Origin of the sequence: Streptomyces sp. NPDC004111, from assembly GCF_042874215.1 — a bacterium.
Lineage (GTDB): Bacteria > Actinomycetota > Actinomycetes > Streptomycetales > Streptomycetaceae > Streptomyces.
In genome coordinates this window covers 158,383-179,468 of sequence record NZ_JBIAMU010000019.1, presented here as the reverse complement: position 1 = coordinate 179,468, position 21,086 = coordinate 158,383, and the positions used below count along the sequence as shown (strand labels likewise).

General features: G+C 65.8%; 26 protein-coding genes and 1 pseudogene. 12 read left to right on the top strand and 15 right to left on the bottom strand.

Going from position 1 to position 21,086, the window contains the following annotated elements; genetic code table 11:
- Both ACFYVL_RS32725 and ACFYVL_RS32720 read right to left on the bottom strand, forming a co-directional pair.
- Positions 1 to 357 carry a hypothetical protein gene (locus tag ACFYVL_RS32725; RefSeq protein ID WP_389251341.1) on the bottom strand — a complete coding sequence of 119 codons (357 nt, stop codon included), beginning with the start codon at positions 355 to 357 and terminating at the stop codon, positions 1 to 3.
- Between the two features lie 139 nt (positions 358 to 496).
- Positions 497 to 1,276, bottom strand: coding sequence for a GntR family transcriptional regulator (locus ACFYVL_RS32720; RefSeq protein ID WP_389251431.1), 780 nt, complete (start codon positions 1,274 to 1,276; stop codon positions 497 to 499).
- 18 nt (positions 1,277 to 1,294) lie between these two features.
- Between ACFYVL_RS32720 and ACFYVL_RS32715 the strand changes: the two genes are divergently transcribed.
- From ACFYVL_RS32715 to ACFYVL_RS32695, 5 genes and pseudogenes are all read left to right on the top strand, one after another.
- Entirely contained in the window at positions 1,295 to 1,762 is a 468-nt protein-coding gene (locus ACFYVL_RS32715) for an NUDIX hydrolase (RefSeq protein WP_389251339.1), read from the top strand.
- 285 nt (positions 1,763 to 2,047) lie between these two features.
- Positions 2,048 to 3,148: a hypothetical protein gene (locus tag ACFYVL_RS32710; RefSeq protein WP_389251337.1), complete on the top strand. Its 1,101-nt coding sequence runs from the start codon at positions 2,048 to 2,050 to the stop codon at positions 3,146 to 3,148.
- A complete protein-coding gene (locus ACFYVL_RS32705; RefSeq protein WP_389251335.1) occupies positions 3,148 to 3,636 on the top strand; it encodes a hypothetical protein in 489 nt (162 codons plus the stop codon). Before ACFYVL_RS32710 ends, ACFYVL_RS32705 begins: the two co-directional genes overlap by 1 nt.
- A pseudogene (locus ACFYVL_RS32700) lies at positions 3,637 to 3,948 on the top strand (ATP-binding protein); the annotation flags it as partial.
- Between the two features lie 183 nt (positions 3,949 to 4,131).
- Positions 4,132 to 5,676, top strand: coding sequence for a hypothetical protein (locus tag ACFYVL_RS32695; RefSeq protein ID WP_389251435.1), 1,545 nt, complete (start codon positions 4,132 to 4,134; stop codon positions 5,674 to 5,676).
- Positions 5,677 to 6,049: 373 nt separating this feature from the next.
- Here ACFYVL_RS32695 and ACFYVL_RS32690 read toward each other — a convergent pair whose 3' ends face one another.
- Complete coding sequence (locus ACFYVL_RS32690; RefSeq protein WP_389251429.1) at positions 6,050 to 6,802, bottom strand: GntR family transcriptional regulator; 753 nt, start codon at positions 6,800 to 6,802, stop codon at positions 6,050 to 6,052.
- A 494-nt stretch (positions 6,803 to 7,296) separates the two neighbouring features.
- A complete protein-coding gene (locus ACFYVL_RS32685; RefSeq protein ID WP_389251334.1) occupies positions 7,297 to 7,578 on the bottom strand; it encodes a hypothetical protein in 282 nt (93 codons plus the stop codon).
- Positions 7,579 to 7,657: 79 nt separating this feature from the next.
- Here ACFYVL_RS32685 and ACFYVL_RS32680 point away from each other — a divergent pair, with 79 nt between their 5' ends.
- Positions 7,658 to 8,413 carry a GntR family transcriptional regulator gene (locus tag ACFYVL_RS32680; protein WP_389251332.1) on the top strand — a complete coding sequence of 252 codons (756 nt, stop codon included), beginning with the start codon at positions 7,658 to 7,660 and terminating at the stop codon, positions 8,411 to 8,413.
- A 339-nt stretch (positions 8,414 to 8,752) separates the two neighbouring features.
- Here ACFYVL_RS32680 and ACFYVL_RS32675 read toward each other — a convergent pair whose 3' ends face one another.
- Together ACFYVL_RS32675 and ACFYVL_RS32670 are read right to left on the bottom strand one after the other, a co-directional pair.
- A complete protein-coding gene (locus tag ACFYVL_RS32675; RefSeq protein WP_389251330.1) occupies positions 8,753 to 9,076 on the bottom strand; it encodes a hypothetical protein in 324 nt (107 codons plus the stop codon).
- Positions 9,077 to 9,412: 336 nt separating this feature from the next.
- Positions 9,413 to 10,075, bottom strand: coding sequence for a Crp/Fnr family transcriptional regulator (locus ACFYVL_RS32670; protein WP_389251328.1), 663 nt, complete (start codon positions 10,073 to 10,075; stop codon positions 9,413 to 9,415).
- Between the two features lie 200 nt (positions 10,076 to 10,275).
- Between ACFYVL_RS32670 and ACFYVL_RS32665 the strand changes: the two genes are divergently transcribed.
- The 3 genes from ACFYVL_RS32665 (at position 10,276) to ACFYVL_RS32655 (ending at position 11,237) form a co-directional block, all read left to right on the top strand.
- Entirely contained in the window at positions 10,276 to 10,524 is a 249-nt protein-coding gene (locus ACFYVL_RS32665) for a hypothetical protein (RefSeq protein ID WP_389251326.1), read from the top strand.
- Entirely contained in the window at positions 10,521 to 10,922 is a 402-nt protein-coding gene (locus ACFYVL_RS32660; RefSeq protein WP_389251324.1) for a DNA-binding protein, read from the top strand. Before ACFYVL_RS32665 ends, ACFYVL_RS32660 begins: the two co-directional genes overlap by 4 nt.
- A gap of 144 nt (positions 10,923 to 11,066) precedes the next feature.
- A complete protein-coding gene (locus ACFYVL_RS32655; protein WP_311772308.1) occupies positions 11,067 to 11,237 on the top strand; it encodes an HGGxSTG domain-containing protein in 171 nt (56 codons plus the stop codon).
- Between the two features lie 398 nt (positions 11,238 to 11,635).
- Here the strand turns inward: ACFYVL_RS32655 and ACFYVL_RS32650 are convergent, their stop codons facing one another.
- Positions 11,636 to 13,159, bottom strand: coding sequence for an ATP-binding protein (locus tag ACFYVL_RS32650; RefSeq protein ID WP_389251322.1), 1,524 nt, complete (start codon positions 13,157 to 13,159; stop codon positions 11,636 to 11,638).
- Positions 13,160 to 13,359: 200 nt separating this feature from the next.
- Between ACFYVL_RS32650 and ACFYVL_RS32645 the strand changes: the two genes are divergently transcribed.
- From ACFYVL_RS32645 to ACFYVL_RS32635, 3 genes are all read left to right on the top strand, one after another.
- A complete protein-coding gene (locus ACFYVL_RS32645; protein ID WP_389251320.1) occupies positions 13,360 to 13,608 on the top strand; it encodes a hypothetical protein in 249 nt (82 codons plus the stop codon).
- Positions 13,605 to 14,006: a DNA-binding protein gene (locus ACFYVL_RS32640; RefSeq protein WP_389251318.1), complete on the top strand. Its 402-nt coding sequence runs from the start codon at positions 13,605 to 13,607 to the stop codon at positions 14,004 to 14,006. The genes ACFYVL_RS32645 and ACFYVL_RS32640 overlap by 4 nt, the downstream gene beginning before the upstream one ends.
- A 386-nt stretch (positions 14,007 to 14,392) precedes the next feature.
- Positions 14,393 to 14,941 carry a DUF3995 domain-containing protein gene (locus ACFYVL_RS32635; protein WP_389251316.1) on the top strand — a complete coding sequence of 183 codons (549 nt, stop codon included), beginning with the start codon at positions 14,393 to 14,395 and terminating at the stop codon, positions 14,939 to 14,941.
- Positions 14,942 to 15,050: 109 nt separating this feature from the next.
- On the opposite strand, the gene ACFYVL_RS32630 is transcribed toward ACFYVL_RS32635, so the two are convergent.
- The 8 genes from ACFYVL_RS32630 to ACFYVL_RS32595 form a co-directional block, all read right to left on the bottom strand.
- Positions 15,051 to 15,479: an RNHCP domain-containing protein gene (locus ACFYVL_RS32630; RefSeq protein ID WP_389251314.1), complete on the bottom strand. Its 429-nt coding sequence runs from the start codon at positions 15,477 to 15,479 to the stop codon at positions 15,051 to 15,053.
- Between the two features lie 26 nt (positions 15,480 to 15,505).
- Positions 15,506 to 15,829: an RNHCP domain-containing protein gene (locus ACFYVL_RS32625; RefSeq protein ID WP_389251427.1), complete on the bottom strand. Its 324-nt coding sequence runs from the start codon at positions 15,827 to 15,829 to the stop codon at positions 15,506 to 15,508.
- A 465-nt stretch (positions 15,830 to 16,294) separates the two neighbouring features.
- A complete protein-coding gene (locus ACFYVL_RS32620) occupies positions 16,295 to 16,906 on the bottom strand; it encodes a hypothetical protein (protein WP_389251312.1) in 612 nt (203 codons plus the stop codon).
- Positions 16,907 to 17,007: 101 nt separating this feature from the next.
- Positions 17,008 to 17,235, bottom strand: coding sequence for a DUF4287 domain-containing protein (locus ACFYVL_RS32615; protein ID WP_389251310.1), 228 nt, complete (start codon positions 17,233 to 17,235; stop codon positions 17,008 to 17,010).
- Between the two features lie 102 nt (positions 17,236 to 17,337).
- The gene (locus ACFYVL_RS32610) at positions 17,338 to 18,537 is read right to left on the bottom strand and encodes an ABC transporter permease (RefSeq protein WP_389251308.1); all 1,200 of its coding nucleotides are present in this window, start codon (positions 18,535 to 18,537) and stop codon (positions 17,338 to 17,340) included.
- On the bottom strand, positions 18,537 to 19,415 hold the full coding sequence (locus tag ACFYVL_RS32605; RefSeq protein ID WP_389251306.1) for an ABC transporter ATP-binding protein: 879 nt from the start codon (positions 19,413 to 19,415) through the stop codon (positions 18,537 to 18,539). Before ACFYVL_RS32605 ends, ACFYVL_RS32610 begins: the two co-directional genes overlap by 1 nt.
- Complete coding sequence (locus ACFYVL_RS32600) at positions 19,412 to 20,482, bottom strand: efflux RND transporter periplasmic adaptor subunit (protein ID WP_389251304.1); 1,071 nt, start codon at positions 20,480 to 20,482, stop codon at positions 19,412 to 19,414. The genes ACFYVL_RS32605 and ACFYVL_RS32600 overlap by 4 nt, the downstream gene beginning before the upstream one ends.
- Positions 20,479 to 21,078 carry a hypothetical protein gene (locus ACFYVL_RS32595; RefSeq protein ID WP_389251302.1) on the bottom strand — a complete coding sequence of 200 codons (600 nt, stop codon included), beginning with the start codon at positions 21,076 to 21,078 and terminating at the stop codon, positions 20,479 to 20,481. Before ACFYVL_RS32595 ends, ACFYVL_RS32600 begins: the two co-directional genes overlap by 4 nt.
- Positions 21,079 to 21,086: the final 8 nt, after the last annotated feature.

The window sequence follows — 21,086 nt, the reverse complement described above, 5'->3', positions numbered from 1 at the left end:
TCAGGCCGCCTCTGCCTGCATCCCACCGGCCGCGAGCGAGGTGACCGCCACGGCACGGAAGGAGATGCCGTGCCGCTTCTGCCCGTTGAACTCGTTCTCCCAGGGCCGGGCAACCAGGCCGGTCAGCGCTACCGGAACGCCCATGTTCAGGTCACCGGAGATCCCGGTCTCGGGGACGGCGACGGAAAGGATCTCCACCTGGTCGTTCGCCGCGAACATCACGTCCACGGTCATCAGCTTCACACCGGACTCGATGTCGACGGCGACCTCACCGGTACGTCGGTCCTTGAGCTTGATCTGCGGCTGCTTGGCGACCATCACGGTCGCGGCGGAGGTGTCGACGGGGATCTGACGCACTGCGGATCACTCCTCTATAGATGCCAAACTCCTGCACTCATGTACATGAGTGACATGAAGAAGAGTGCATGACTCCTATATATGAGTCAACCCGCCCGGACGAAGAAGTCGGGGCGGGCTGTAGGGAGTTGAGGCTGCGTCAGTCAGCCGCCGGAATCCGATAACTGAAAACGAACTGGTCAGCAGCCATGAGGGTGTCGCACACCTCCACCACCCGCCCCTCCGTCGTCAGTGCCTCACGCACCAGATGCACCACGGGGGCGCCGGGGCTGAGCGCCAGCTCCGAGGACTCGGCCTTGGTGGCCGGCCGGGCTTGCAAGGTCTCGACGAACTCGGCGAACTCATGCCCGTTGTCTTCGAGTCGGGCGTAGATCCCGCCGCCGCCGGGGTTCTCGGCGAACAGTTCCGGGATGTCCTTCACGACGTCCCAGGGCAGGTACGAGCTGGCCGTCTCGACCGGGGTCCCATTACGGAAGTACAGCCGCCGCCGAGCCAGGACCTGAACCCCAGGCTCCACCCCGAGCCTCTCCGCGACGTCCGCCGGAGCCTCTATGGGCCCGATGTACAGAACGCTGACCTTGGCCGTGGCCCCGGACTGTGCGGACTCCGCCAGGTAGGCAGCCTTGCCACCGCGCCGATGCGACCGCCGAAAACGGTCGGACGACCGATGCCGCACTGGCGGCCGGTCCTTCACGATCGAGCCCTTGCCGTGCCGGGTCTCCACCAAGCCGCTGACCCGAACTTCCACCATGGCCTTCCGGATCGTGCCACCGGCGACGCCGTAACGCTCGACCAGCTCGGATTCACTGGGCACCATCTCGCCGGGCTTCAGCACCCCAGCCCTGATCTGCTCCACGATCTCGTCGGCGATCTGCACGTACCGAGGTACGGACTTGCCCTTCCCTACCGCGGTTCCCACAGTCTTTCCCACTCTCCTATGCTCCTGTACATGAGTAACAGCGCCGCGGAAGCCGAGTCAACGCCACTGCACTCTGTCTCCGTGGCCGGAGTGGTGGTCCGCGAGGACGGCAAGCTCCTCACGATCCGCCGTGCCGACAACGGCGCTTGGCAGCTCCCGGGCGGAGTCCTCGAACTCGACGAGACCCCCGAGGCCGGCGTACGCCGCGAAACGTGGGAAGAGACGGGTATCCACGTCGAGGTGGACGAACTCACCGGGGTCTACAAGAACACGTCCCGAGGCATCGTCGCCCTGGTCTTCCGCTGCAAGCCGGTCGGGGGCGAGGAGCGAACGTCCAGCGAATCAACGGCAGTTGCCTGGCTGACGCCCGACGAGGTCGCGGACCGCATGTCCGAGGTCTTCTCCATCAGACTCCTGGACGCGCTGGACGGAGCGGGCCCGCACGTCCGCAGCCACGACGGCAAGCGCCTGACCCCAGAGCGATAAAACTTTCCCTACTTCATCAAGGCCCGCGCACGGCGCGGGCGCGCGCCGCCTCTGCGGCGCGGCCTGCCTCCTGTCTCCGCCCCGGCTGGCCGCGCCCGGCGGCGCGCTCGCGGCAGCGGGCATGAAGAGGAGACACCCTCTGTGGCTGGGGGCGGTCGGCTCCACGGCTTTACCCACCTCCCCAGTTCGGGTCCCGCGTCGAGCAAGACCAGGGGGCCACTCGTTCACATTCCGGGCAGCTGCACAGCCTGCCCGAGTTGCCGGCCAGCGTACGGCCCCCTGATCATGCTCGACCCCAGACCGGGCAGGACACCGGCCAAAGCCGCTCCGCCAACCTCGATTTTCAGCCATCAGGATTGCGCAACGCTCTACATGGGAAACATTGATCCCTATCATCACCGGGCGGAGATGACCGCGAGGCACACCAGCAATCTGTTGCTTGCCAGAAGACCGCGAGGCTGGGGGGCCTGCTTGACCGCGACGCACCACTACTCAGGTGACGAGTGGGAGCAGTATTGCCTTCTGCTCGCCCGTCGACATTACGGCGCGGACCAGGTGCAGGAGATTCCTGCACGTCACGGGGGCGACCTTGGAATTGAGGCATTCACCTTCTGCGGACGCGCCTTTCAGTGCTATGCGCCGGTAGAACCTCTGTCAACTGCCGAGAGATACGAAAAGCAGCGCGATAAACTCTCAACGGATTTACGTAAGCTCGGAACTAAGCAAAAAGATCTGCATCGACTACTCGGTGACGTGAAGATCAGTAATTACGTATTTCTTGTGCCAATCTTTGACTCTGCACAACTCGTCCAACACGCCAGCATAAAGGCCGAAGAGGTGCGACGAAAGAACCTCCCCTTTATCGCCGCAGACTTCAAAGTATCCATCGCAACTGATAAGAGCTATGCGAAAGAGCGCAACGAGATCCTTGAGAGGCCAAGTTCACTGGTCGACATCGTACCCACACCCCCAGAAGTGGTGAGTACATGGATGGAAGGAAATTCTCAACTCGCAGATACAGCGCTCACTAAACTAGCCAAGCTCAGACTTCCGGCTCGCCATGCTAATACCTATCTAGAGCAGCTCGTAAATCAATTCCTTGACTCAGAGAACGCCCTAGCGCGACTCCGCGAGAAATACCCAGATCAATGGGAAGCTGCGACCGGAAGCAAGGTACGCAAAGAGCGCAAGCTAGTGCTCGAATATCCCCCAGGTAGCACCAACAATGCAGCCGACGTAACGTCAATCGTGAAGTCTCTAAAGGAGGAGCTATCGCGCCAAGCACCTGCCCTGGATGACTCTTTTATTGACGCAATGTCTTGGGGCTCTATAGCAGATTGGCTCATGCGATGCCCATTGGATTTCGACTATAGCGAGAGTAACTAATGAGCAGCACTAAAGTTCTTGAACAAGCCTTTTCTGATATTTCCACCAACGTAATCTTTACACGTCGCCCGGATCCCATCCCTGGTGATCTCCGAACTGGCTGGCGCCTAGCATCACTTGTACTCATTCTGCAACGGTGTCGCGGCAACACTGCCAATCTCGAACAAATCCATGTCCTGGCCTGGTCCGTGCGATCTACGCAGGGCCGCGAGGTAATGAGAACTTGGTTTTCGGCTCGTCGCAAACCTAATGGCCTGATCATTAGGCATGACCCAGCAACAAGTCGAACAATCAACCTGGCGGTGGCCGCAGGCTTGGCCAGCAGAAACGACAACGCCTCGATCACATTAACTGGCAAGGGAGAACGTTTAGCCACTCTCCTTTGGGCGAACACAGAAGTCCTATCACGCGAGAAAGAATTTCTCAGCACACTTCCAGCACGAATCACACAAAAGTCGATCGACGATTTGCTGGAGTGGAGGCTTTAGATGCTAAAGATTAGAAAGCTATCTCTTAATGTGCGCACCTACGGCCCAATGTGCGGAACAACCCTAGAGTTTGGGCCGGGCCTAAATATTCTGCGGGCAGACAACTCCAGCGGGAAGTCCACCTGTCTTCAATCCATCATTTACGCGTTGGGCCTCGAAGGAATGATGAGTCCTAGCCGAGATATCCCTCTTCCTCACGCCATGACAGATAGGGTGGAGGTGGATGGAGAAGAGTTCCGCGTCGAGAGGTCCAGCGTTTCGATCGAAATCGAGAATGCGCAGGGTGAGATCCTTACGATCGGCCGCCCCGTCAAGGACTCTCATTTCGATACAACTCTAATTAGGACACTCAACGGGCCGGCCCTTTCAGATCCGGGAACTCGTTATACGCGGAAGGAGTACTTCGTCCGGAGGGCAGGGTCAGCCCAGCGAGAGGCTGGTTTTCACTATGAACTAGCCAAGTTTCTAGGTTGGGAACTCCCTAAAGTCACCCGCATGGACGGCAGCGAAGGGAACCTATACCTCGAATGCTTGTTTCCCTATTTCTTCGTGGAACAAAAGCACGGCTGGTCAGGTGTACAGGCTCGCATTCCCACATACTTGGGAATTCAGGATGTTTCAAAACGTTCCGCCGAATTTATTTTGGCGCTGGATGCCATGGACATGGTTCTAGAGTCTCAGCGGATCGAGTCATCCATTTCTCTTATTGAGACAGACTGGAAGAATGTATGCAGGGGCATATCAGACTTGGCTACACGCGCCGGAATTATTGTCAAAGGTATCCCGAAGAAGCCCAACGGATCATGGCAGCGTGACGAACTAGTTGAGCTAGAGATCGATTCAGGCTCGGGATTAGCTTCTCTGGAAAGTGAAATTTCTCGACTGGTAGATGACCTGGAGGAACAAGAGGCTCAGGACATTTCCTCAATTGGAGAAGCAGCACCAGAAATCGAGACCTCCTTGGCCTCAAACCAGGACAGGGCTACAGAGCTCAGTTTGGTTTTATCCTCAGCAATTGAAGAATGGGAGCAAGCTAAAAAGCAAGAGCAAGCGCTAGAACTTAGAATCGAAGCTCTGGAGGAGGATCTCCGCAAGCACAAGGATGCAGCGCTCTTGAAGAGACTAGGTGCTGCCGAAAGTTACGGCTTCACTGAAGAGATTTGCCCGACGTGCGGACAAGGCCTCCCTGATGGTTTCGAGATCACAGACTATCCTTTGACAATTGAGGATAATATTTCACACCTCGAAAAGGAGATTGCGACTTTTCGGTCCATGAAACTTGACGCGAATCGAGTCGGTGAAATCAGTCAAGTCAGAGTGTTCAGACTACGACACGAGATGGAAGACTTGCGTGGGCTGATCCGATCTCAGAAAGATGCGCTAATCAGCCCCAGCTCACTTCCAGACGCGGCTAGGCTGGCCCAGCGATTTAGGACGGAAGAGAAGCTAATCTCCTTGCGCGCAGTCCGCGATTCAATCGATTCAGCAATTGATGAACTGGATTCGCTAGCAACAACCTGGCACCTGAATAAGGAAAGGCTGGCAACCCTGAGGCGCCGTGATCAAAGCGAGCTCGACGAATCCAAAATTCGCTCGCTCAGGCGCTCACTGACCGTTCAGCTTGAATCATATGGATTCCGTTCCCTGGAACCAGGTTCAATTGACATCTCCACAAAAACTTACAGGCCAAACCATGAAGGGTTTGATCTCGGTTTTGATCTCTCCGCGAGCGATATGATTCGCGTGATTTGGGCATACCTATTCTCGTTCATGGAAGTCTCCCGAGAGTTCGAATCGAACCATCCTCAATTGCTGATCTTCGATGAACCAAGGCAGCAAGAGGCGGCAAGATTGAGTTTCCAACAGCTCTTGAATCGAGCTGCGAAAAACGGCATGGCTGGTAGCCAAGTTATTTTCGCTACGAGCGAAGTGGAGGCCGATCTTAACTCCATGCTGAGAGGCCTTCCTCATCACATGATGTCTGTAGCACGCGGTAAGAAGTTGATCAGACCCGTTTGGGATGAACTGCAAGAGATTTAGCCAGTAGGGCGGAAGAGGGCAGGGAGGCCTCGCAGCACTAAGGCCTCCCTAGATGATGCGAAAAACGGAGTGGTTATTGATTACGAAGATTCCCGCGATGTAATCCGGTTACCGCGACTCCACGCAACCCGCCTCACGTCGAAGAGCGCTCCCGTGAGAGCCGCTACCAGAATCCGCAGGTCGTCTTCTCCCGTCTTCTCGCAAGCAAGCACCGCTTGCGCGTGGTTGAGCAGCTCGGCTGCCATGCCCAGCTGAACTGATTCGGTGTTGTCAGCCAAGCGAGACAGGTAACTGTTGCTGTTGTCAGAGCTCAGATAACAGGGCTTGCCGTCCGGGCCCGACCACGGGAGCAGGCGCATCTCTTCGTGCGTTGTCATCCTTGCCGCCTCTGTTCTCTGGTCGTCTGTTCTCCGGTCGTCGTGAGTTGAGTGATGAAGTACGCATCGGCACGATCGCCGGGGAGGACCAGGAGCACACCCGCGATCACTCGCCCCTTGCCGTCGACCGCCGCGCGTGCGATCGCAAGGACGGCAAGAGACCGGTTGATCCGAAGGACCGCTGTTTCCTCTGGCGATGGGAGACGAGCGCTGACCCTTTCCCTGATCGCAACGACCCGTCGGCATCGCGCCAGCTGCCCTTCGAGCTCTGCGTACGACGGAGCCTCGGTGGGCGTCACCTCCGGTGCCAGTTCCTGAGGGACGTAGATACTCGCCAGGCTGTGCGGAGTACCGCCCACGTGACGGATGCAGAGGTACTCCATCAGGGGACTGTCCGTCGGCACTTCCAGCAGGGGCGGCAGTGGTCCATGCGCCTGCACTGCGGATGAGCGAATGCTGACGCGCTGGGTTGGATCGTCTGCAAGGTCTGCGAAGAGCGTTCGGCCGCCGCCGAGATAGGTGACTCGACTACGTTGCTGCCCGACGAAGTTGCCCTTGCCGTGAACCTTTTCCACCAGGCCCTCCGCCTGGAGGAGCGCCAGAGCGTTCCGCAGTGTCGGCGTGCTCACGGCATAGCGGGCAGCGAGTTGTGCTTCTGAGGGGAGACGCTCGCCGGCTTGGAGGCGACCCGTCGTGATCTGACTGCGGAGATCGTCCGCGATGACTTGTCGGCGGAACGGCACGAGCATCACCACCGCCTGCTTCGCGTCCGGAGGGCAATGAGGCGAGTTCTTGAGTGCATGGTCAGCAGTTCGCCCGATTCGAAGCGAAGCCGCTTTGCCCCACCTGGGAGCTGGAAGAGGTCAGCGACCCGACACGGCTGGCCCCCGACCGTGATCACGTCGCCCCGTTGCACGGTCACTGAAGTGATCTCCACCGGCGCGGGCGGTAAGCCCATTGGCGCATGACCTCTCACTGTGGCACCCCCGATGAAGGTCGGCTGGGCGTCGTGTGGCAGGCACAGGCGCACGCCTCGTAGACGATGGGCACTCCCACGGGCGCCGGAGGTGCATCGGCATGTGAGCACTCGTGGTGGGTGCCGATCCGGCACTCGCTGGATCGGTAGGGGGCGGTCACCGTGTGCGTGGCGTCAGCCTGTCGGCGGGGGCGCATCACTGAGACCTCAGCAACACGCGTCCACGCGTCCGCAAGGCGGTACGGCGTTTTCGGATGAACACGCTGATCAGCTCCTATCGCGAGCATCAAGCTCCCCGGCATCTCCCGCCGCGGGACCAGTCAGTACGGCGGCCCACAACATGCGGCCGTTCAAGCTGTGCGCGAGGAGCCCGAATCGATCGGCCTCCGCTACTGCCTCCAGCGCCTCGCGCCACGACTCGGCAGAGATCGAGTCCGGCACCTCCACCTCGATCGACGTGTGGCGGGCGTGCCCTTCGGTGCGCGGTGTGAGCCCGAGAGCGGACAGCCGGGCGGCGATCGCCTCGGCCCTTCCACTTGAATCAGGCACAGCTCCGCCCCCGTAACTCGTCGATCACTTTGAGTTAAGCTAGTTAACTAGATTAGAGCTAGTGGACTAGATTTTCCATATGCCTGAGCAGCCGCCTTACCTCCGCATCGCTGACGTACTCCGGCAGCGGATCGCGGATCACGAGTGGGCCCCGGGAGACCGGCTCCCCTCGCGCGCCCAGATCGCCCAGGAGTGTGGGGTCGGCGAGAACGTCGTCCGGCGTGCGCAGGAACTGCTCATCTCTCAAGGCGCTTTGGAAGGGCGTGCGGGCTCGGGTACGTACGTCGCGGCTCCCCGTGAACGGGTGCGAGTAGTTCGTTCCTCTGCCCGCGAGCAGCCCGCGGGCTCACCGTTTCGGTCGGACATGAGGGCCGTCGGCAGGCAAGGCGACTGGGAGAGCCGTACCGAGGCCAAGGTGCCCGCTCCGACCGAGATCGCCGAGCGTCTCGGGATCGCTGAAGGGGAGCCGTGCGTACGGAGTGACTACGAGTTCCTCGCGGATGGGAAGCCAGTTCAACTGTCGACGAGTTGGGAGCCGTACGACCTCACGGCCGGCACTCTCATCGTCCTGCCGGAAGGCGGGCCGCACGCCGGGGTGGGGGTCGTGAACCGCATGGCGGAGATCGGCATCACGGTCAGCCATGCCGTGGAGCGTCCCGAACCACGGCAGGCGACTGCGGAGGAGGCTTCGCTGCTGGGCATCCAGAAGGCCGCCCTGGTCACGCACATCCGGAGGACGTACTACAGCGACCAGGGACGGCCCGTCGAGACGGCGGACATCGTCATCCCGAGTGCGCTGTGCGAGATCGTCTACGAGATCCCGATCGGCAGGTAGCGAGGGGCCGTCGGACCCGCTTCGTGCCGGTCACCGCACAGCTCACGGCCGCACCAGATATGCACCAGATGCAGCGGGGAGCGGCGGTAAATGTGGGTCAGACTCCGGGCCCAAGGAGACTCCCACTAGAGCCGTTTCGGCTGGTCAGGGGCTGTCTGAGCGGTAGCCCACCGGTGATTCCCAAGCTCAGAGCGCGAGTTCGATTCTCGTCACCCGCTCCATAGAAAAGCCCCAGGCCAGCGGCCCGGGGCTTTGTTGTTGTCCAGAACAGACGAGGCACCGAGTGCCCGATGCATGTTCGTCGGGCGACCCTCCGGCCTCCTGACCTCACGTCGGGGTTCAGATGCCGTACTGGTCCATGTACTTGTCCAGGATGGCGGAGGCCTGCCCCTTCATCCGCTGCTCGGCCCGGTCGCGGGCGATCTCGGCGATCTCCTCGGGAGTGTGCCCGAGCCAGCGCATCGTGTTGATCGCAATGCTGATGATGTCGGCAACCTCACGGGCAGCAGCCTTGCTGTCGCCGGCCGCGAGGTGTTCTTCCAGTTCGTCGAACTGGATGTCCGCAGCTCTGCGGAAATGGGCCAGCGGCTTATGGGTTACCTCGTCGTGCGCTTCGTCCCAGGCTTCCCACATGCCCTGAAAGGGCCCTAGTTCGTCCGCCATGACGCCTCCCTCTGTGCCGTTGGCGTGATGACTGATCCCCATGGTTCCTCATGGTGCCGATCCAGTATGCAGAGGTGCCGCCGAGGCCGGTGGACTGGACACCTGCTCGAACGCAAGCCCCGTCCCGAGGAAGAGAAGCCCAGCGAAGACGAGGGTGACCATCCGCCGCCGCGACAGGCGTGGGACCTCCACCTCGTTGATCTTTAACCCGCCTCCCACGATGGCTACGACCACACAGAGGGCGCCCACGATTTGCAGTGTCATGCTGTCCTCCCTAGCACGTCTCAACGCTTCTCTATGTAATTTTCCATACCCCTCTGTGGGTGTCTACGGTCCTCACAGCGTCAATCTCCGCAGTCCCTCTAGGTCATGAAGCGTGATCTGGCGCCGCCCCGTGCTGACGAGCCCCTGCTGGCGCAGCTGACGCAGTGCAATCGCCACCGCGTCCCGCGAAGCTCCGATCCTGTTGGCGAGGTCGTACTGGCTGATCGGTACATCGAGTACGCAGTCACCTTCCTTAGGGGTGCCGAACTCAGCCGCCAGCTCAAGCAGCCAGCGAGCGAGCCGGTTCTTCACCCCCAGCCGGGCCAAGAGGGACTGCTGGTCCGATTCGCGCCGACGCCAGACCGCAGCCTTGTACATGACCGGCCACAGCTGCTCCTCCGCAATGAAGGCGAGGAGAGCTTCTGCGGCGATATCAACGCCGCTCACCTCGGTGATCGTGGTGACGGTCGCAGACCTCACTTCCCCCATCAGTACACCTTCGTCACCCATCACTTCTCCGGGCCCTCGAACCGCGAGGATCACTTCAGCACCGTCGGCCGCGCGCTGAGTCACTTTGACGTGGCCGTGCTCGATGACCAGAACGGACCGAGAGGGCTGCCCCTCCCAGAAGATGACCTGCCCTTCGGGAAAGCGCACCTCCGTCCCTCGCTCCCGGAGGGCCCGTCGCTGCGTTTGCCCCAGGACTTCGACGATCGAATGCGCTTCGCTTGCCATGCCTGTAACCGTACTAATCAGACTCCTTCCGTGGAATGCACTACACACAGCGCTACCGATTCCTCGATGGAGCTGGCCCGACCAGCCCGGAGTCGGCCGCCCACTGCGGTCTCCACAGGAGGCTCCAACCGGCCTCGCACCCAGGGTGCAGGCCGCCGAGGGCACGCCCACATACGCGCATACTTCGGTATGCTCTGCTCATGTCTTCAACGACTCGCATCACTGTCACGCTGCCCAGCGACCAGGTGGCTGAGCTCCGCAAGCTCACGGACAACGTCTCCGGGTACGTGGCGGAAGCAGTGGCCCGCCAGATTCGGCACCAGCTGCTCGGGGATGACTTGCGGCGACATGAGGAGGAGCACGGCGGCTTCACGGAGGAGCAGCTCGCCGAGGCTCACTCGAAGATCTTTGGTGACACTGGCGCCGGCGAGCGGTCGAGTGCCGCATGACGGAGCGTGTCGAGACAGTCGTCCTGAACTCCGAGGGGCTGTCGGCCTGGGTCGCGCAGGACCGGAAGATTCTCGCGATACTGCGGGTGTTCCATGACATGGGTGCGGATCTGGTCGTAGGGGCGAACACGATCGTGGAAGTCAGCCATGCGCGCACCAACATGCCCCGGCTGAACTGGACGTTGTCGCGGGTCAAGGTGGAACCGGTCACCGAGCAGGCGGCCAAGGCAGCCGCCGAACTGCTGAAGGAGGCCGGGCTGCACGGCCACAAGTACGCCATCGACGCCACCGTGGCGGAGGTGGCCCTGCGGCAGCCGGGGCCGGTCGCGCTTCTCACCTCCGACGCCGACGACATGACGAAGTTGTGCGGCGGTCGCGTCCGCATCGTCTCCCTCTGAAGCATCAGCACTGCTGCCTGGGGCCTCTGTCGGGACCGCCGGTCCGACTCCGGCCGGTTCTTGGCTTCCCCTCCGGGCCGAGGGGCAGGACGATCTCCGCAACCACCGCAGCGGTGGCAAAGGGTCTCGCCCCAGGGGGTTGGCGTGGCGAAATGCGGTGCGCGTACCAAGACAGGCGGTCGCTGTCAGCGGAAGGTCGTGACGGGTACTTCCCGTTGCCCTGTGCATCAGGGTGCTTGGTCGGCCTATGGCGTGGCCCAGCGCAAGGAGAAGGAGGCTCAGGCGAAGAAGCGCGGGATACGGAAGAAGCGTTAGCGTCAGCGCGGGAAGCCGGCCGGTGCGAGATCGGGCGCATTGCCCCGCCGGCGCCGACCTACGGCTCGTGCGTGAGGGCGAGTTGCACGACGACGAATGCCATCAGGGGCCGCACACGCGGGGCACCACGCAGAGGGGCGTGCCACAACGTGCCAGTAGGGGCGGTAAACAGCGGGCACCACGGGCTTCACCGGCGCTGTCGCTAATCACCCCCAGGCAGCCATCGCCCCAGATCAGAGGCCGTTCACGAGCCGAAGTCCAGGGTCATTCCCAAGCTCAGAGCGCGAGTTCGATTCTCGTCACCCGCTCCAACGCAAACCCCCAGGCCAGCGGCCCGGGGGTTCTTTGCTCTCTGGATCGGATCAGGAACCGCTTCCCGCGCCGCACCCGGCGTTCGGTCAATGGAGCGGTGCGCGGAATGCCCCGCCGTAGAGCTCGTCGAGACCGATGAGCAGCACGCCGTCCTCGCCCTGCGCTCCATGCGACACCTCACGCCTCAACGAGTCGCTGAAGCCGGCTGCGCTGAAGCAGGCCAGCTGACATCGGCTGGTGTCCATGCCTCGTGCGGTGAGTACTTCCCGTGCCCGAGCCAGCCTCTCCAGGTGGCTCAACCCCATGACGGTTCCCCATTTCGCCTCCCCAAGCAGGTGGACCGCTTGCTTGCTGCCCCCGGACCCGGGTTCCACCACGGCCACGTCGATCTGCGTCTGCCGCCGTGCCACAGGGTCCGTCACCACGCCACCGCCCACCTCCCCCAGGGAGGAGCGGAGCAGAGCCCGGCCCGGCCCGAGGATGTACTCACGGCATACCGTCTCGAAGTGCGGTCCGGCCACCTGCGCCGCGAAGCGTTCCGCGGACTGCGCCCACACCTCTCGCGCCTGTCCGCTTTCCAGCCGTGCCCAGGCGGGCCGCATGACCGCCTCGTAGAAATTGATCAGCGGCTCGGTGATTCGGTACTGGGATTTCCCTGCGCGGAAGACGTCCGCTTCCCGTGCCAGAAGGTGACTGTCCTCCAGGACGTGGAGGGGGTGCGAGATGTCCACCGACTTACGGCCGATGTACCCGGCGATCCCTCCCCGCGTGGAATTCCCTTGCGCCACCGCAGCAAGGACCGAGTGGTACAAAGCCGTGTCCCGGATGTCCGCTTCCTCGGCGAGCAGGTAACGGGCTTCTCGGAAGAGGGGACTGAAGGGCGAGAGGACCGTACGGCAGATCCAGTCGTCGAAGTCCTCCAGCCTGGTGGGGACGTCGTCCGCGAGGAACTGCCGCCGGTAGGCAGGTGTGCCGCCGACCACGGCGTGGAGACGGGCCGCGAGTGCGGGGTCGTCGGCGACCCCCCAGAATTCAGCCGCCGCCCGGTACCCGAAGGGCCTTACGACCAACTCCAGTTGAGCCCGCCCTCGCAAGGGGGCGGTGCTCGCAAGCAGGCCGCCCATGACGGACATCGCCGACCCGCACAACAGAAGCCGCATCCGGCTCCGCTCCACCTGAAACCGATCGACCTCCCGCTGGATTATCGACGGAAGCTCCGGAGCAGTCTTCGCCAAGTACGGAAACTCATCGATGACCACAAGCAGTGGCGCCTCCGAGCCTCGCGGCGAAGCGAGCCCGAACAGGTAGGAAATCGCGTCGTCCCAGGTGGCAAAGGAGAACGGAACCGGCGACCCCACATGATCGGCAAGAGCCGCGGCAAACTGGCGCAGGGATTCCGTCTCCGTCGCCGCCGTGGCTCCGAAATAGAAGCCCCCCTGCTGCTCCACCAAAGCGCGCAGCAAGTAGGTCTTGCCCATCCGCCGCCTGCCGCTGACGATCCCGAGCATGGCGTGCGGCAGCGGCCGGCTCACGAAAGCGGCGAGGGCGTGCCACTCGACGCTCCGGTCGAAGACATGAGCCGGCTTGGCCGGGTGTGCGGTACCGGACACGACGGCACTCCTTAGGAACGTACTCCTATGAAGTGTACTCCTAGGGATTGCGCTGAGCTGGTCGATGCGGGATCGGGCGCATTGCCTCCGCCAGCGCGGACCTAGACCCAGGAGCGAGGGTGGACTCTGCGACGACGAGTGCCTTCGGAGCCGTGCCCGCGGCGCATCCCGCAGGGCGCATACTCCAGTATGCTTCAGGTATGTCCTCGTCGACTCGCATCACCGTTACTCTGCCCGCCGACCAGGTGGCCGAGCTGCGCAAGCTCACGGACAACATCTCCGGGTACGTGGCGGAGGCTGTGGCCCGGCAGATTCGGCACCAACTGCTGGGGGACGACCTGCGGCGCCATGAGGAGGAGCACGGCAGCTTCACCGAGGAGGAGCTTGCCGAGGCTCACTCGAAGATCTTCGGTGACGGCGGCTCCGGCGCGCGTGCGGGCGCCGCGTGACGGCACGGGTGGAGACCGTGGTCCTGGACTCCGAGGGCTTGTCGGCCTGGGTCGCGCAGGACCGGAAGGTTCTCACGATGCTGCGGGTGTTCCACGACATGGGTGCGGACCTGGTCGTGGGGGCGAACACCATCGTGGAGGTCAGCCATGCGCGGGCCAACATGCCTCGGCTGAACTGGGCCTTGTCGCGGATCAAGGTGGAACCGGTCACCGAGCAGGCGGCCAAGGCAGCCGCCGACTTGCTGAAGGAGAGCGGGCTGCACGGGCACAAGTACGCCATCGACGCCACCGTGGCGGAGGTGGCCCTGCGTCAGCCGGGGCCGGTGGCGCTTCTCACCTCGGACAGCGACGACATGACGAAGCTGTGCGGCGGTCGCGTACGCATCGTCTCCCTCTGAATCAGCGGCGGCGACGCAGGCGCTCCAAGAGGTCGGCGCGGCGAAATGCGGTGCGCGCACCAAGGCCGGCGGTCGAAGCGCAGACGAGAAGCGCGAGATACGGAAAAGCGTTGGCGCCGACGCAGCGGGTGGGCAGCTCGGTCAGGAGAGCCGGTTTCGCCCCGAGAGGCTGGCGTTCACCTCATCCCCGGCAGTCCTGCCGCAACGCGCAGGACGGACCGACAAGCCGGGCGCTTGCCGTACCGGTCGCACCGGCATCACCGCCGCCTCCGTACTCGACGGCTTCGCCGGGACCAGTCGGCCTCCCCCGCGCGGCGGAGGTCGCGCGCCTCCGTGGGTACCACGGGATGAAGCCCGCCCCTGGCCGCCCGACGCATGCTCATGCCATGACCTCTCAGGCACCCCTCACAACCTCCCGGCCGGCCGCCGCCCCTCTCGGGCGGGCCGCCGCGACGGCCGCCACCGTGTGGTCCGTCGTCTTCGGCGTCTTCCACTTCTACTGGGCCCTCGGCGGCAGCTTCGGACTCGGGGACGGCGCCCTGGTGAAGGCCGGGCTCACCGGCGGCATGCTGGCCTACGACTTGGTGGTGGCCGTGCTCTGCTTCGTCGGCGCCTGGGTCGCCCACGAATTGGGCAAGGCCCCCGCCGCACGGCCCCTGCTGCCCCGCTGGATGTTCCTCACCATGGCCTGGACGGCCGCCGTCGCCCTCGTCGCACGCGGTGGCTTCGGCGTCGTCGACGACGTCCTGCGCTCCACCGAGGTCCTCGCCAACGGCCTGAGCGGCATGGCCGTCCAAGACGTGTACGGCGAACCGCACCCCTCCACCTACACGATGTGGTCGATGCGCATCGTCGACGGCTTCTTCGTCCTCGGCGGACTGGCCTTCGGAACGGCCCTGCGGGGCCACCTCCGGCACGCCAGGAAGGGCTGCTGATCCGGACGTGCCGCACGGGTCTCGTCACTCGCTCCGCGACCGAGCCCCGGGCCGTCGGCCCGGGGCTCGGTTGTTGACCACATCGCACCCGCCGGTGGGCCTGAGGCGGTCAGAGGGTCAGGAGGGTCTGGTGGGCTCGGGTTGGGTCGGTGAGGGGGCGGAGGGCCAGGCGGACCAGGGCCAGTGGGCTGTCGTCGCCGGCGATGCGGTTGGCGCTGAGTTCGCCGCACGCGGTGCACTGGTGGATGATCATCCATTCGCCGTCCGGGCGCACCGACATGCCCAGCGCCTCCATCCGGCCGCGGCAGTCCGCGGCGCGGTCGCCGGGGGTGGTGCGGTCGACGTGCAGGCTGGCCAGGCAGTTGGGGCAGTGGTTGCGGTGGGCGGTGCCCGGTGCGTGCACCGGGACGTCCAGGCGGCAGGAGACGCAGCGGAAGTCGTTGGCGCGGTGTCCGCCACGGTGGTGCAGGACGTCCTTGTGGCGTTGGGGGCGGCGGCGGTTGTTGGTGCGGTGGGTGTGGTTGTTGTTGCGCGACATGGGGGTTCCCTTTCTCCTGCGGGCGGTCAGAGGCTGCCGAACGCTTCGAGCGGGAACGGGGGTTGGGCCAGCGGGCGGACCGCCATGCGCATCAGGACGAGCTGGTTGTCGTCGGCGCACACCGGGCTGGAGGTGAGTTCGTCGCAGCGTACGCAGCGGTGGATCACCATCCAGTCGCCGGTACGGAGCACGGCGATGGCGATCGGGGACATCCGGCCCTCACAGTCGCTCCGGCCGCCCTCGACGTGATCGGTGACGTGCCGGGAGCGCAGGCAGGACGGGCAGTGGTTGCGCGGGGTGCCGTCGGCGTCGTACGCGGACACGGTCAGGCCGCACCAGGCGCACGTCAAGGTGGCGAGGCCGGTGGTGGGGGTGTGGCGGGTGGTGGGGGTGTGGCGGGTGGTGGGGGTGTGGTTGGTCGGGGTGGACACCCGGGGTGCTCCTTGCTGGGAAGTGGGTCGGATCAGCAAGAGCAGGCCGAGTGGCCTCGTCGGGGAGCCCGGCAGCGCCGTCGTACGGCGTACTGGCAGGTCGGGGCACCGGAGGACACGTCCGGCAGCCGCCCGGGACAGTGGGCGGCGGAAGGCGGCGGACGGTTACGCGGTACGGCGAGGCGCACTCGGCGCGGGCCGGGTCATCAAAACACCCTTTTCGAGAACTGAGGACACAAAGGTCAGGAGAACGGCTTCTTCAGATAACAGGAGGCCGTCCCGGGGCGTCAAAGCATTTACGGTGGCCGGCACAGGGCGCCGAGCCTGCGACTCCGCACGCAGGCACCAGGCTCAAGCCTGCGAGTCCTCCAACCGGCACAGCGCTCAAGCCTGCGACTCCGCCCACAGGTTGAGGACGCGTGACAGGCCCGCCCGGATCGCGCCCCGGCCCGTCAGGACCGAGCGGTCGACGCCCGTGAAGAGGACCGCGAGGGAGATGTCGGCGGGGAGGGTGCGGCCGGCCGTCCGTACCGTGATCCTGCGGCTGCCGCCCAGGCCCGACCGGCGCACCGTGACGCGGACGCCGGGGTCCTCCGGGTCCGGTGCCCTGACCAGCTCGTACGTGCGGCGGTCGAGGGCCGTGAGGCGGTAGGCGTCGCCCAGGTACGTCAGGCGCAGGGACCGGCCGCGGCGGGTGGGCGCCCACCTGTTGCGGTCCATCCGTACCGGCGCGTCGCCCACGCGGAGCGTGGAACGGTTGAGCGTCGGCCTGCGCACGACCTCCGTGTGCAGGCCCCGCGTCTCGAACACGGCGGGCGGTATCCGGCCGCCGCGCACCTCCGTGGCCAGGGAGTTCGGCGCGTCGCGGCCCGCCGGGAGCAGCACCCGTATCTCGCCGAACTCCGGCGACGTACCCCGCCAGCCGCACAGGGGGTGCCCGTACGGCTGCGGTTCCTTCCACGGTGCGAGCGTGAACGGGCTGATGGTCGTGTGCATTTCTCGCGTCCCCCTGTCGAACTGCGCGAAAGCGCAGGAGCGACAAAGGTACGAGCACTTCGCCGGCCCTCGTGCCGGGCAGGCGGTGCGGGGGCCGTCCGTCAGGTGGCGGTGTCCTCCGCGCGCGTGTGCGCCACCAGGGCGTTGGCGTGGCCGTGGCCGAGGCCGTGTTCCGTCTTGAGCCAGCCGACGAGTTCCGTGTGCTTCGTCAGCGGCGAGGAGCGGATCAGGGTCTTCCACTCGGCGATCGGGCGGCCGTACTTCTTCTCGATGGACGGGAAGTAGCTGGCGGGGCCCTTCACGGCGGGGGTGTTGGTGGGAGTGGTCATGAGGGGCCCCGTCTCTGTGGTGGGTGGTGCGTGGTGTTGGAGTGTTGACCGGTTTGGGGGCGGGGAGTCATCGGCCCCCTGGTGTGGGGGCCGTCACACCTCCTAACCCGCCTGGAGCGCCAGCGTCGGGGACAGCCGGGAGGCGCGGACCGCCGGGTAGAGGCCCGCCACCGTGCCGATCGCCAAGGTGGCCGCGAAGCCACCGGTCACCGCCCACAGCGGCACCACCCAGGGCAGGCCGCCCGAGGTCGCGTACACGCCCGTGGCCGCCGCGCCCAGTGCCGCGCCCGCCAGGCCGCCCAGGCCCGACAGCATCAGGGACTCCGTGACGAACTGGATCCTGATCTGGCCCCGGGTCGCGCCCAGCGAGCGGCGCAGGCCGATCTCGTGGCGGCGCTCCAGCACCGAAATGATCATGGTGTTGGCCACCCCGACCCCGCCCACCAGCAGCGCGATGCCGCCGAGGCCGAGCAGCAGGGTGGAGAAGGCGCCCTCGGTCGCGGCCTTGGCGCGCAGGGCCGAGGACGGGTCGCTCACGCTGACGTTCTGCGGGTTGCGCGGGTCGACGGTGGCCGCGAGCAGGGACCGCACGCGCTGTACGGAGGCGTCGGTGGACCGTTCGTAGAGGGACGTCGGGTGGCCGTCGAAGCCGAGGAGCTGTTCCGCGGCCGACCAGCCGACCAGTGCCGAGCGCTCGATCTCCGGGGCGAGCGGCAGCGGTGCCAGGATGCCGATGACGGTGAAGTAGCGGTCGTCGAGCCAGACGCGGCGGCCGGGTTCGGTGATGCCGAGCCGGTCGGCGGCGACGTGGCCGAGGACCACCGACGGGTAGCGGCCGTTGGCGGCGTTGAGCCAGGTGCCCCGGGCGAGCCTGCCGCGCAGCACCTTCAGCAGGTCCTGGTCGGCGGCCTTGACGGAGATGCCGGCGGTCTCCTCCGGCGGGATCTTCTCGGAGCGGCGCACCGACCGCGCCACGTCGCCCGTCGCGCCCACCTGCTCGACGCCGTCGATCCGGCCGACCATCCCCGGCGACTCCTTGGGGAGTTTGACGTCCTGCCCGGTGAACATCGACTCTCCCGGCTTCGCCACCAGCATGTTCGTGCCGAGCTCGTCGAGTTGGCGGAGCAGCTGGGCCTGGCTGGACGCGGAGATGCCGACGACCGCGATCATCGTCGCGATGCCGATGGCGATGCCGAGCGCGGACAGCACGATCCGCACCGGGCGGCTGCGCAGGCCGGAGGAGCCCACGTGCAGTACGTCGCGGGGGCCCAGCCGGGCGGCCCTCAGTTGCGTACGGGCCATCAGGCGGTCACCTCCCGGGGGTCCGACGCGTCGGGTGTGGTGGTGGAGGTGGTGGAGGTGGTGGAAGTTGCGGAGGTGGTGGAAGTGGCGGAAGTGGCGGATGCGCTCCGCGTGTCCGCCGTGCCCGCTGCACCCGGCGGCGAGTCCCCCCGCGCGTCCGCCCACGCGTCCCCCCGTACCTCCACCCCGCCACGTACGTCCACCCCACCCCGCGCGTCCCTCACCACCCGGCCGTCCCGCATCCGCACCTGGCGCGGCAGTCGGTCGGCGATCTCCGTGTCGTGGGTGATGACCGCGATCGTGGCGCCCTCCGCGTTCAGGTCGCGCAGCAGGTCCATGACCGCTGCACCGGACGCGGAGTCCAGCGCTCCGGTGGGTTCGTCGGCGAGCAGCAGGTCCGGGCGGCCCACCACCGCCCTGGCTATCGCGACGCGCTGCTTCTGGCCGCCGGACAGTTCGTGCGGGCGGTGCTTCATCCGGTCGGCGAGGCCCACCCGGTCGAGTGCCTCGGCGGCCATCCTGCGCCGGCGGGACCTGGGCAGCCCCGAGTAGAGGAGGCCCTCGGCGACGTTGTCCTGGGCGCTGACGCCGGGCACCAGGTGGAAGGCCTGGAAGACGAAGCCGATGTGGCGGGCGCGCAGCGCCGACAGCCGGCGGTCGGAGAGCGCCGACACGTCGTGCCCGGCGATCCGCACCCGGCCCTCGGTGGGCCGGTCGAGGGTTCCCACGACGTGCAGGAGGGTGGACTTGCCGGATCCGGAAGGCCCGACGATGCCGACCAACTCGCCCTCTGCGATGGTGAGTTCGACACGGTCGAGGGCCTTGACGCCGCCCGCGTACTCCTTGCTGACCCCGGTCAGTTCGACCACCGCGCTCACAGCGAAGGCACCCCGACCTTCGTGCCCTCGCGCAGTGCGCCGCCGGTGACTTCCACCCGGCCGTCCGCGAACATGCCCAGCTCCACCTTGACGTCCCGGCTGCGGCCGTTCTCCACGACCTCGACGCCGAAGCCGCCGCCGGGCAGCGCGAGCAGCGCGTCGACCGGGACGGACAGTACGTTCTCGACGGTCCGGCCGGTGAGGTTGACGGTGACCGGGGACTGGTCGAAGGCCTTGACCTTGCCCGGGTCGTCGAAGGACACCGTGATGTCGATCTTCGGGGTCTTGTCGCTCGGGTCCTCGCCCGTCCTCGCCACCCGGCCCACCCCGGTGACCCGGCCCGGCGCGGTCGAGCCGTCGGGGAGTTCCACGGTGACCTTCGTGCCGGTCCTCGCCAGGGAGCCGTCCGCGACGGGCAGCTGGAAGCGCACCACGCGGGCGGCGCCGGTCACGGTCAGCACGGGCCTGCCGGGTCCCGCCTGCTCGCCGACGGCCGTCCCCGCCTCCTTCACCCGCACCGGGCCGGACGCGAAGGTCACCTGGTCGGGGCCGATCCGCCCGGTCTGCTTGAGCTCGTGGGACTTCTGCCAGCGGGCGACCGCCCGCGCCGTGCCCTCGGTGTACGTGTCGTCGACGGTGAGCGCGGAGCCGAACCCGAGGTCCCGCAGGTTCTCCTCCAGCTGCCGGACGTCCCGGCCCTTGTCGCCCGGCTTGAGCGTGCGGTACATCGGCCCGCTTCCGTGGAACAGGCGCACCGGCCTGCCGTCGATCTCGTACAGCCGCTGGTCGCGGGAGACGGTGGAGCCGGTGGCCGCGAGCCAGGTGAGGGTGCCGGAGGCGGGGCCCGCGTTGATCTTCCGTTCCTGTTCGTAGCCGAGGGTGCCGGTCTGCCGGCTGCTGTCGCTGAGGCTGCCGCGCTGGACGGCGGCGGTGCGGCGGGGCAGTTTGTCGTCGGCGGCGGTGGCGGAGCCCCGGTCGGGGGCGCCGTACGCGGCGACGGCCGCGGCGCCGCCGCCCGCGATCAGGACGAGGGCGGTGATCGCCACGGCGAGGCGGCGGCGGGTCATCGGCCCTCGCCCTCGCAGGCCTTCATGGCCTTGTCGAAGGTGTCCTTCTCGGGTCCGGCCTTCGGCATCGGCATGGCCTTCTGCATCGACCCGTCGAACTTGGGGTCGGGCATGTTGACGCCGTTCTTCCGCATGCACGCCGCGTACTTGATCATCTTGTCCTTGTCGGCCTGCGTCGGCTCGCCGGAGCCGGCCCCGGCGCCCCCGCTCTTGCCCCGGCAGGCCTTGAACGCCTTCTCCATCTGCTCCTTGCCGAGGTCGCCGCCGATGCTGAGCGAGCGGCTGTCCTGGCCGGGCTTCGGCTCCGGCACGTCCAGGCCCTGGTCGCGCAGGCACTTGCGGTACTCCAGGGCCTGGTCCTCCTTCTTCGTGTCGCTGCCGGCGTCCTCGTGCGCGGCGCCGGAGCCCTCGTTCCCGGCGGACCCGCCGGTGTCGTCCTTGGCCCCGGTGCCGCCGGAGCAGGCGGCGGTGAGGAGCGCGAGGACGGCGAGGGCGGTGCCCAGGCGCAGGTGCCGGGCCCTCCTCGGCAGGGACCCCGACGCGGGGGCGGGGGCGGGCACGGCTTCCGGCGCGGGTGCTGTCCTGGTGGCTGTCATGGCCGGGA

Excerpts from the sequence above, each read along its gene's own strand:
- ACFYVL_RS32715 (WP_389251339.1), top strand. The coding sequence starts at position 1,295 with ATGCTCCTGTACATGAGTAACAGCGCCGCGGAAGCCGAGTCAACGCCA.
- ACFYVL_RS32710 (WP_389251337.1), top strand. The coding sequence starts at position 2,048 with ATGCTCGACCCCAGACCGGGCAGGACACCGGCCAAAGCCGCTCCGCCA.
- ACFYVL_RS32705 (WP_389251335.1), top strand. The coding sequence starts at position 3,148 with ATGAGCAGCACTAAAGTTCTTGAACAAGCCTTTTCTGATATTTCCACC.
- ACFYVL_RS32695 (WP_389251435.1), top strand. The coding sequence starts at position 4,132 with ATGGACGGCAGCGAAGGGAACCTATACCTCGAATGCTTGTTTCCCTAT.
- ACFYVL_RS32690 (WP_389251429.1), bottom strand. The coding sequence starts at position 6,802 with ATGCTCGTGCCGTTCCGCCGACAAGTCATCGCGGACGATCTCCGCAGT.
- ACFYVL_RS32680 (WP_389251332.1), top strand. The coding sequence starts at position 7,658 with ATGCCTGAGCAGCCGCCTTACCTCCGCATCGCTGACGTACTCCGGCAG.
- ACFYVL_RS32675 (WP_389251330.1), bottom strand. The coding sequence starts at position 9,076 with ATGGCGGACGAACTAGGGCCCTTTCAGGGCATGTGGGAAGCCTGGGAC.
- ACFYVL_RS32670 (WP_389251328.1), bottom strand. The coding sequence starts at position 10,075 with ATGGCAAGCGAAGCGCATTCGATCGTCGAAGTCCTGGGGCAAACGCAG.
- ACFYVL_RS32665 (WP_389251326.1), top strand. The coding sequence starts at position 10,276 with ATGTCTTCAACGACTCGCATCACTGTCACGCTGCCCAGCGACCAGGTG.
- ACFYVL_RS32660 (WP_389251324.1), top strand. The coding sequence starts at position 10,521 with ATGACGGAGCGTGTCGAGACAGTCGTCCTGAACTCCGAGGGGCTGTCG.
- ACFYVL_RS32645 (WP_389251320.1), top strand. The coding sequence starts at position 13,360 with ATGTCCTCGTCGACTCGCATCACCGTTACTCTGCCCGCCGACCAGGTG.
- ACFYVL_RS32635 (WP_389251316.1), top strand. The coding sequence starts at position 14,393 with ATGACCTCTCAGGCACCCCTCACAACCTCCCGGCCGGCCGCCGCCCCT.
- ACFYVL_RS32630 (WP_389251314.1), bottom strand. The coding sequence starts at position 15,479 with ATGTCGCGCAACAACAACCACACCCACCGCACCAACAACCGCCGCCGC.
- ACFYVL_RS32620 (WP_389251312.1), bottom strand. The coding sequence starts at position 16,906 with ATGCACACGACCATCAGCCCGTTCACGCTCGCACCGTGGAAGGAACCG.
- ACFYVL_RS32615 (WP_389251310.1), bottom strand. The coding sequence starts at position 17,235 with ATGACCACTCCCACCAACACCCCCGCCGTGAAGGGCCCCGCCAGCTAC.
- ACFYVL_RS32610 (WP_389251308.1), bottom strand. The coding sequence starts at position 18,537 with ATGGCCCGTACGCAACTGAGGGCCGCCCGGCTGGGCCCCCGCGACGTA.
- ACFYVL_RS32600 (WP_389251304.1), bottom strand. The coding sequence starts at position 20,482 with ATGACCCGCCGCCGCCTCGCCGTGGCGATCACCGCCCTCGTCCTGATC.
- ACFYVL_RS32595 (WP_389251302.1), bottom strand. The coding sequence starts at position 21,078 with ATGACAGCCACCAGGACAGCACCCGCGCCGGAAGCCGTGCCCGCCCCC.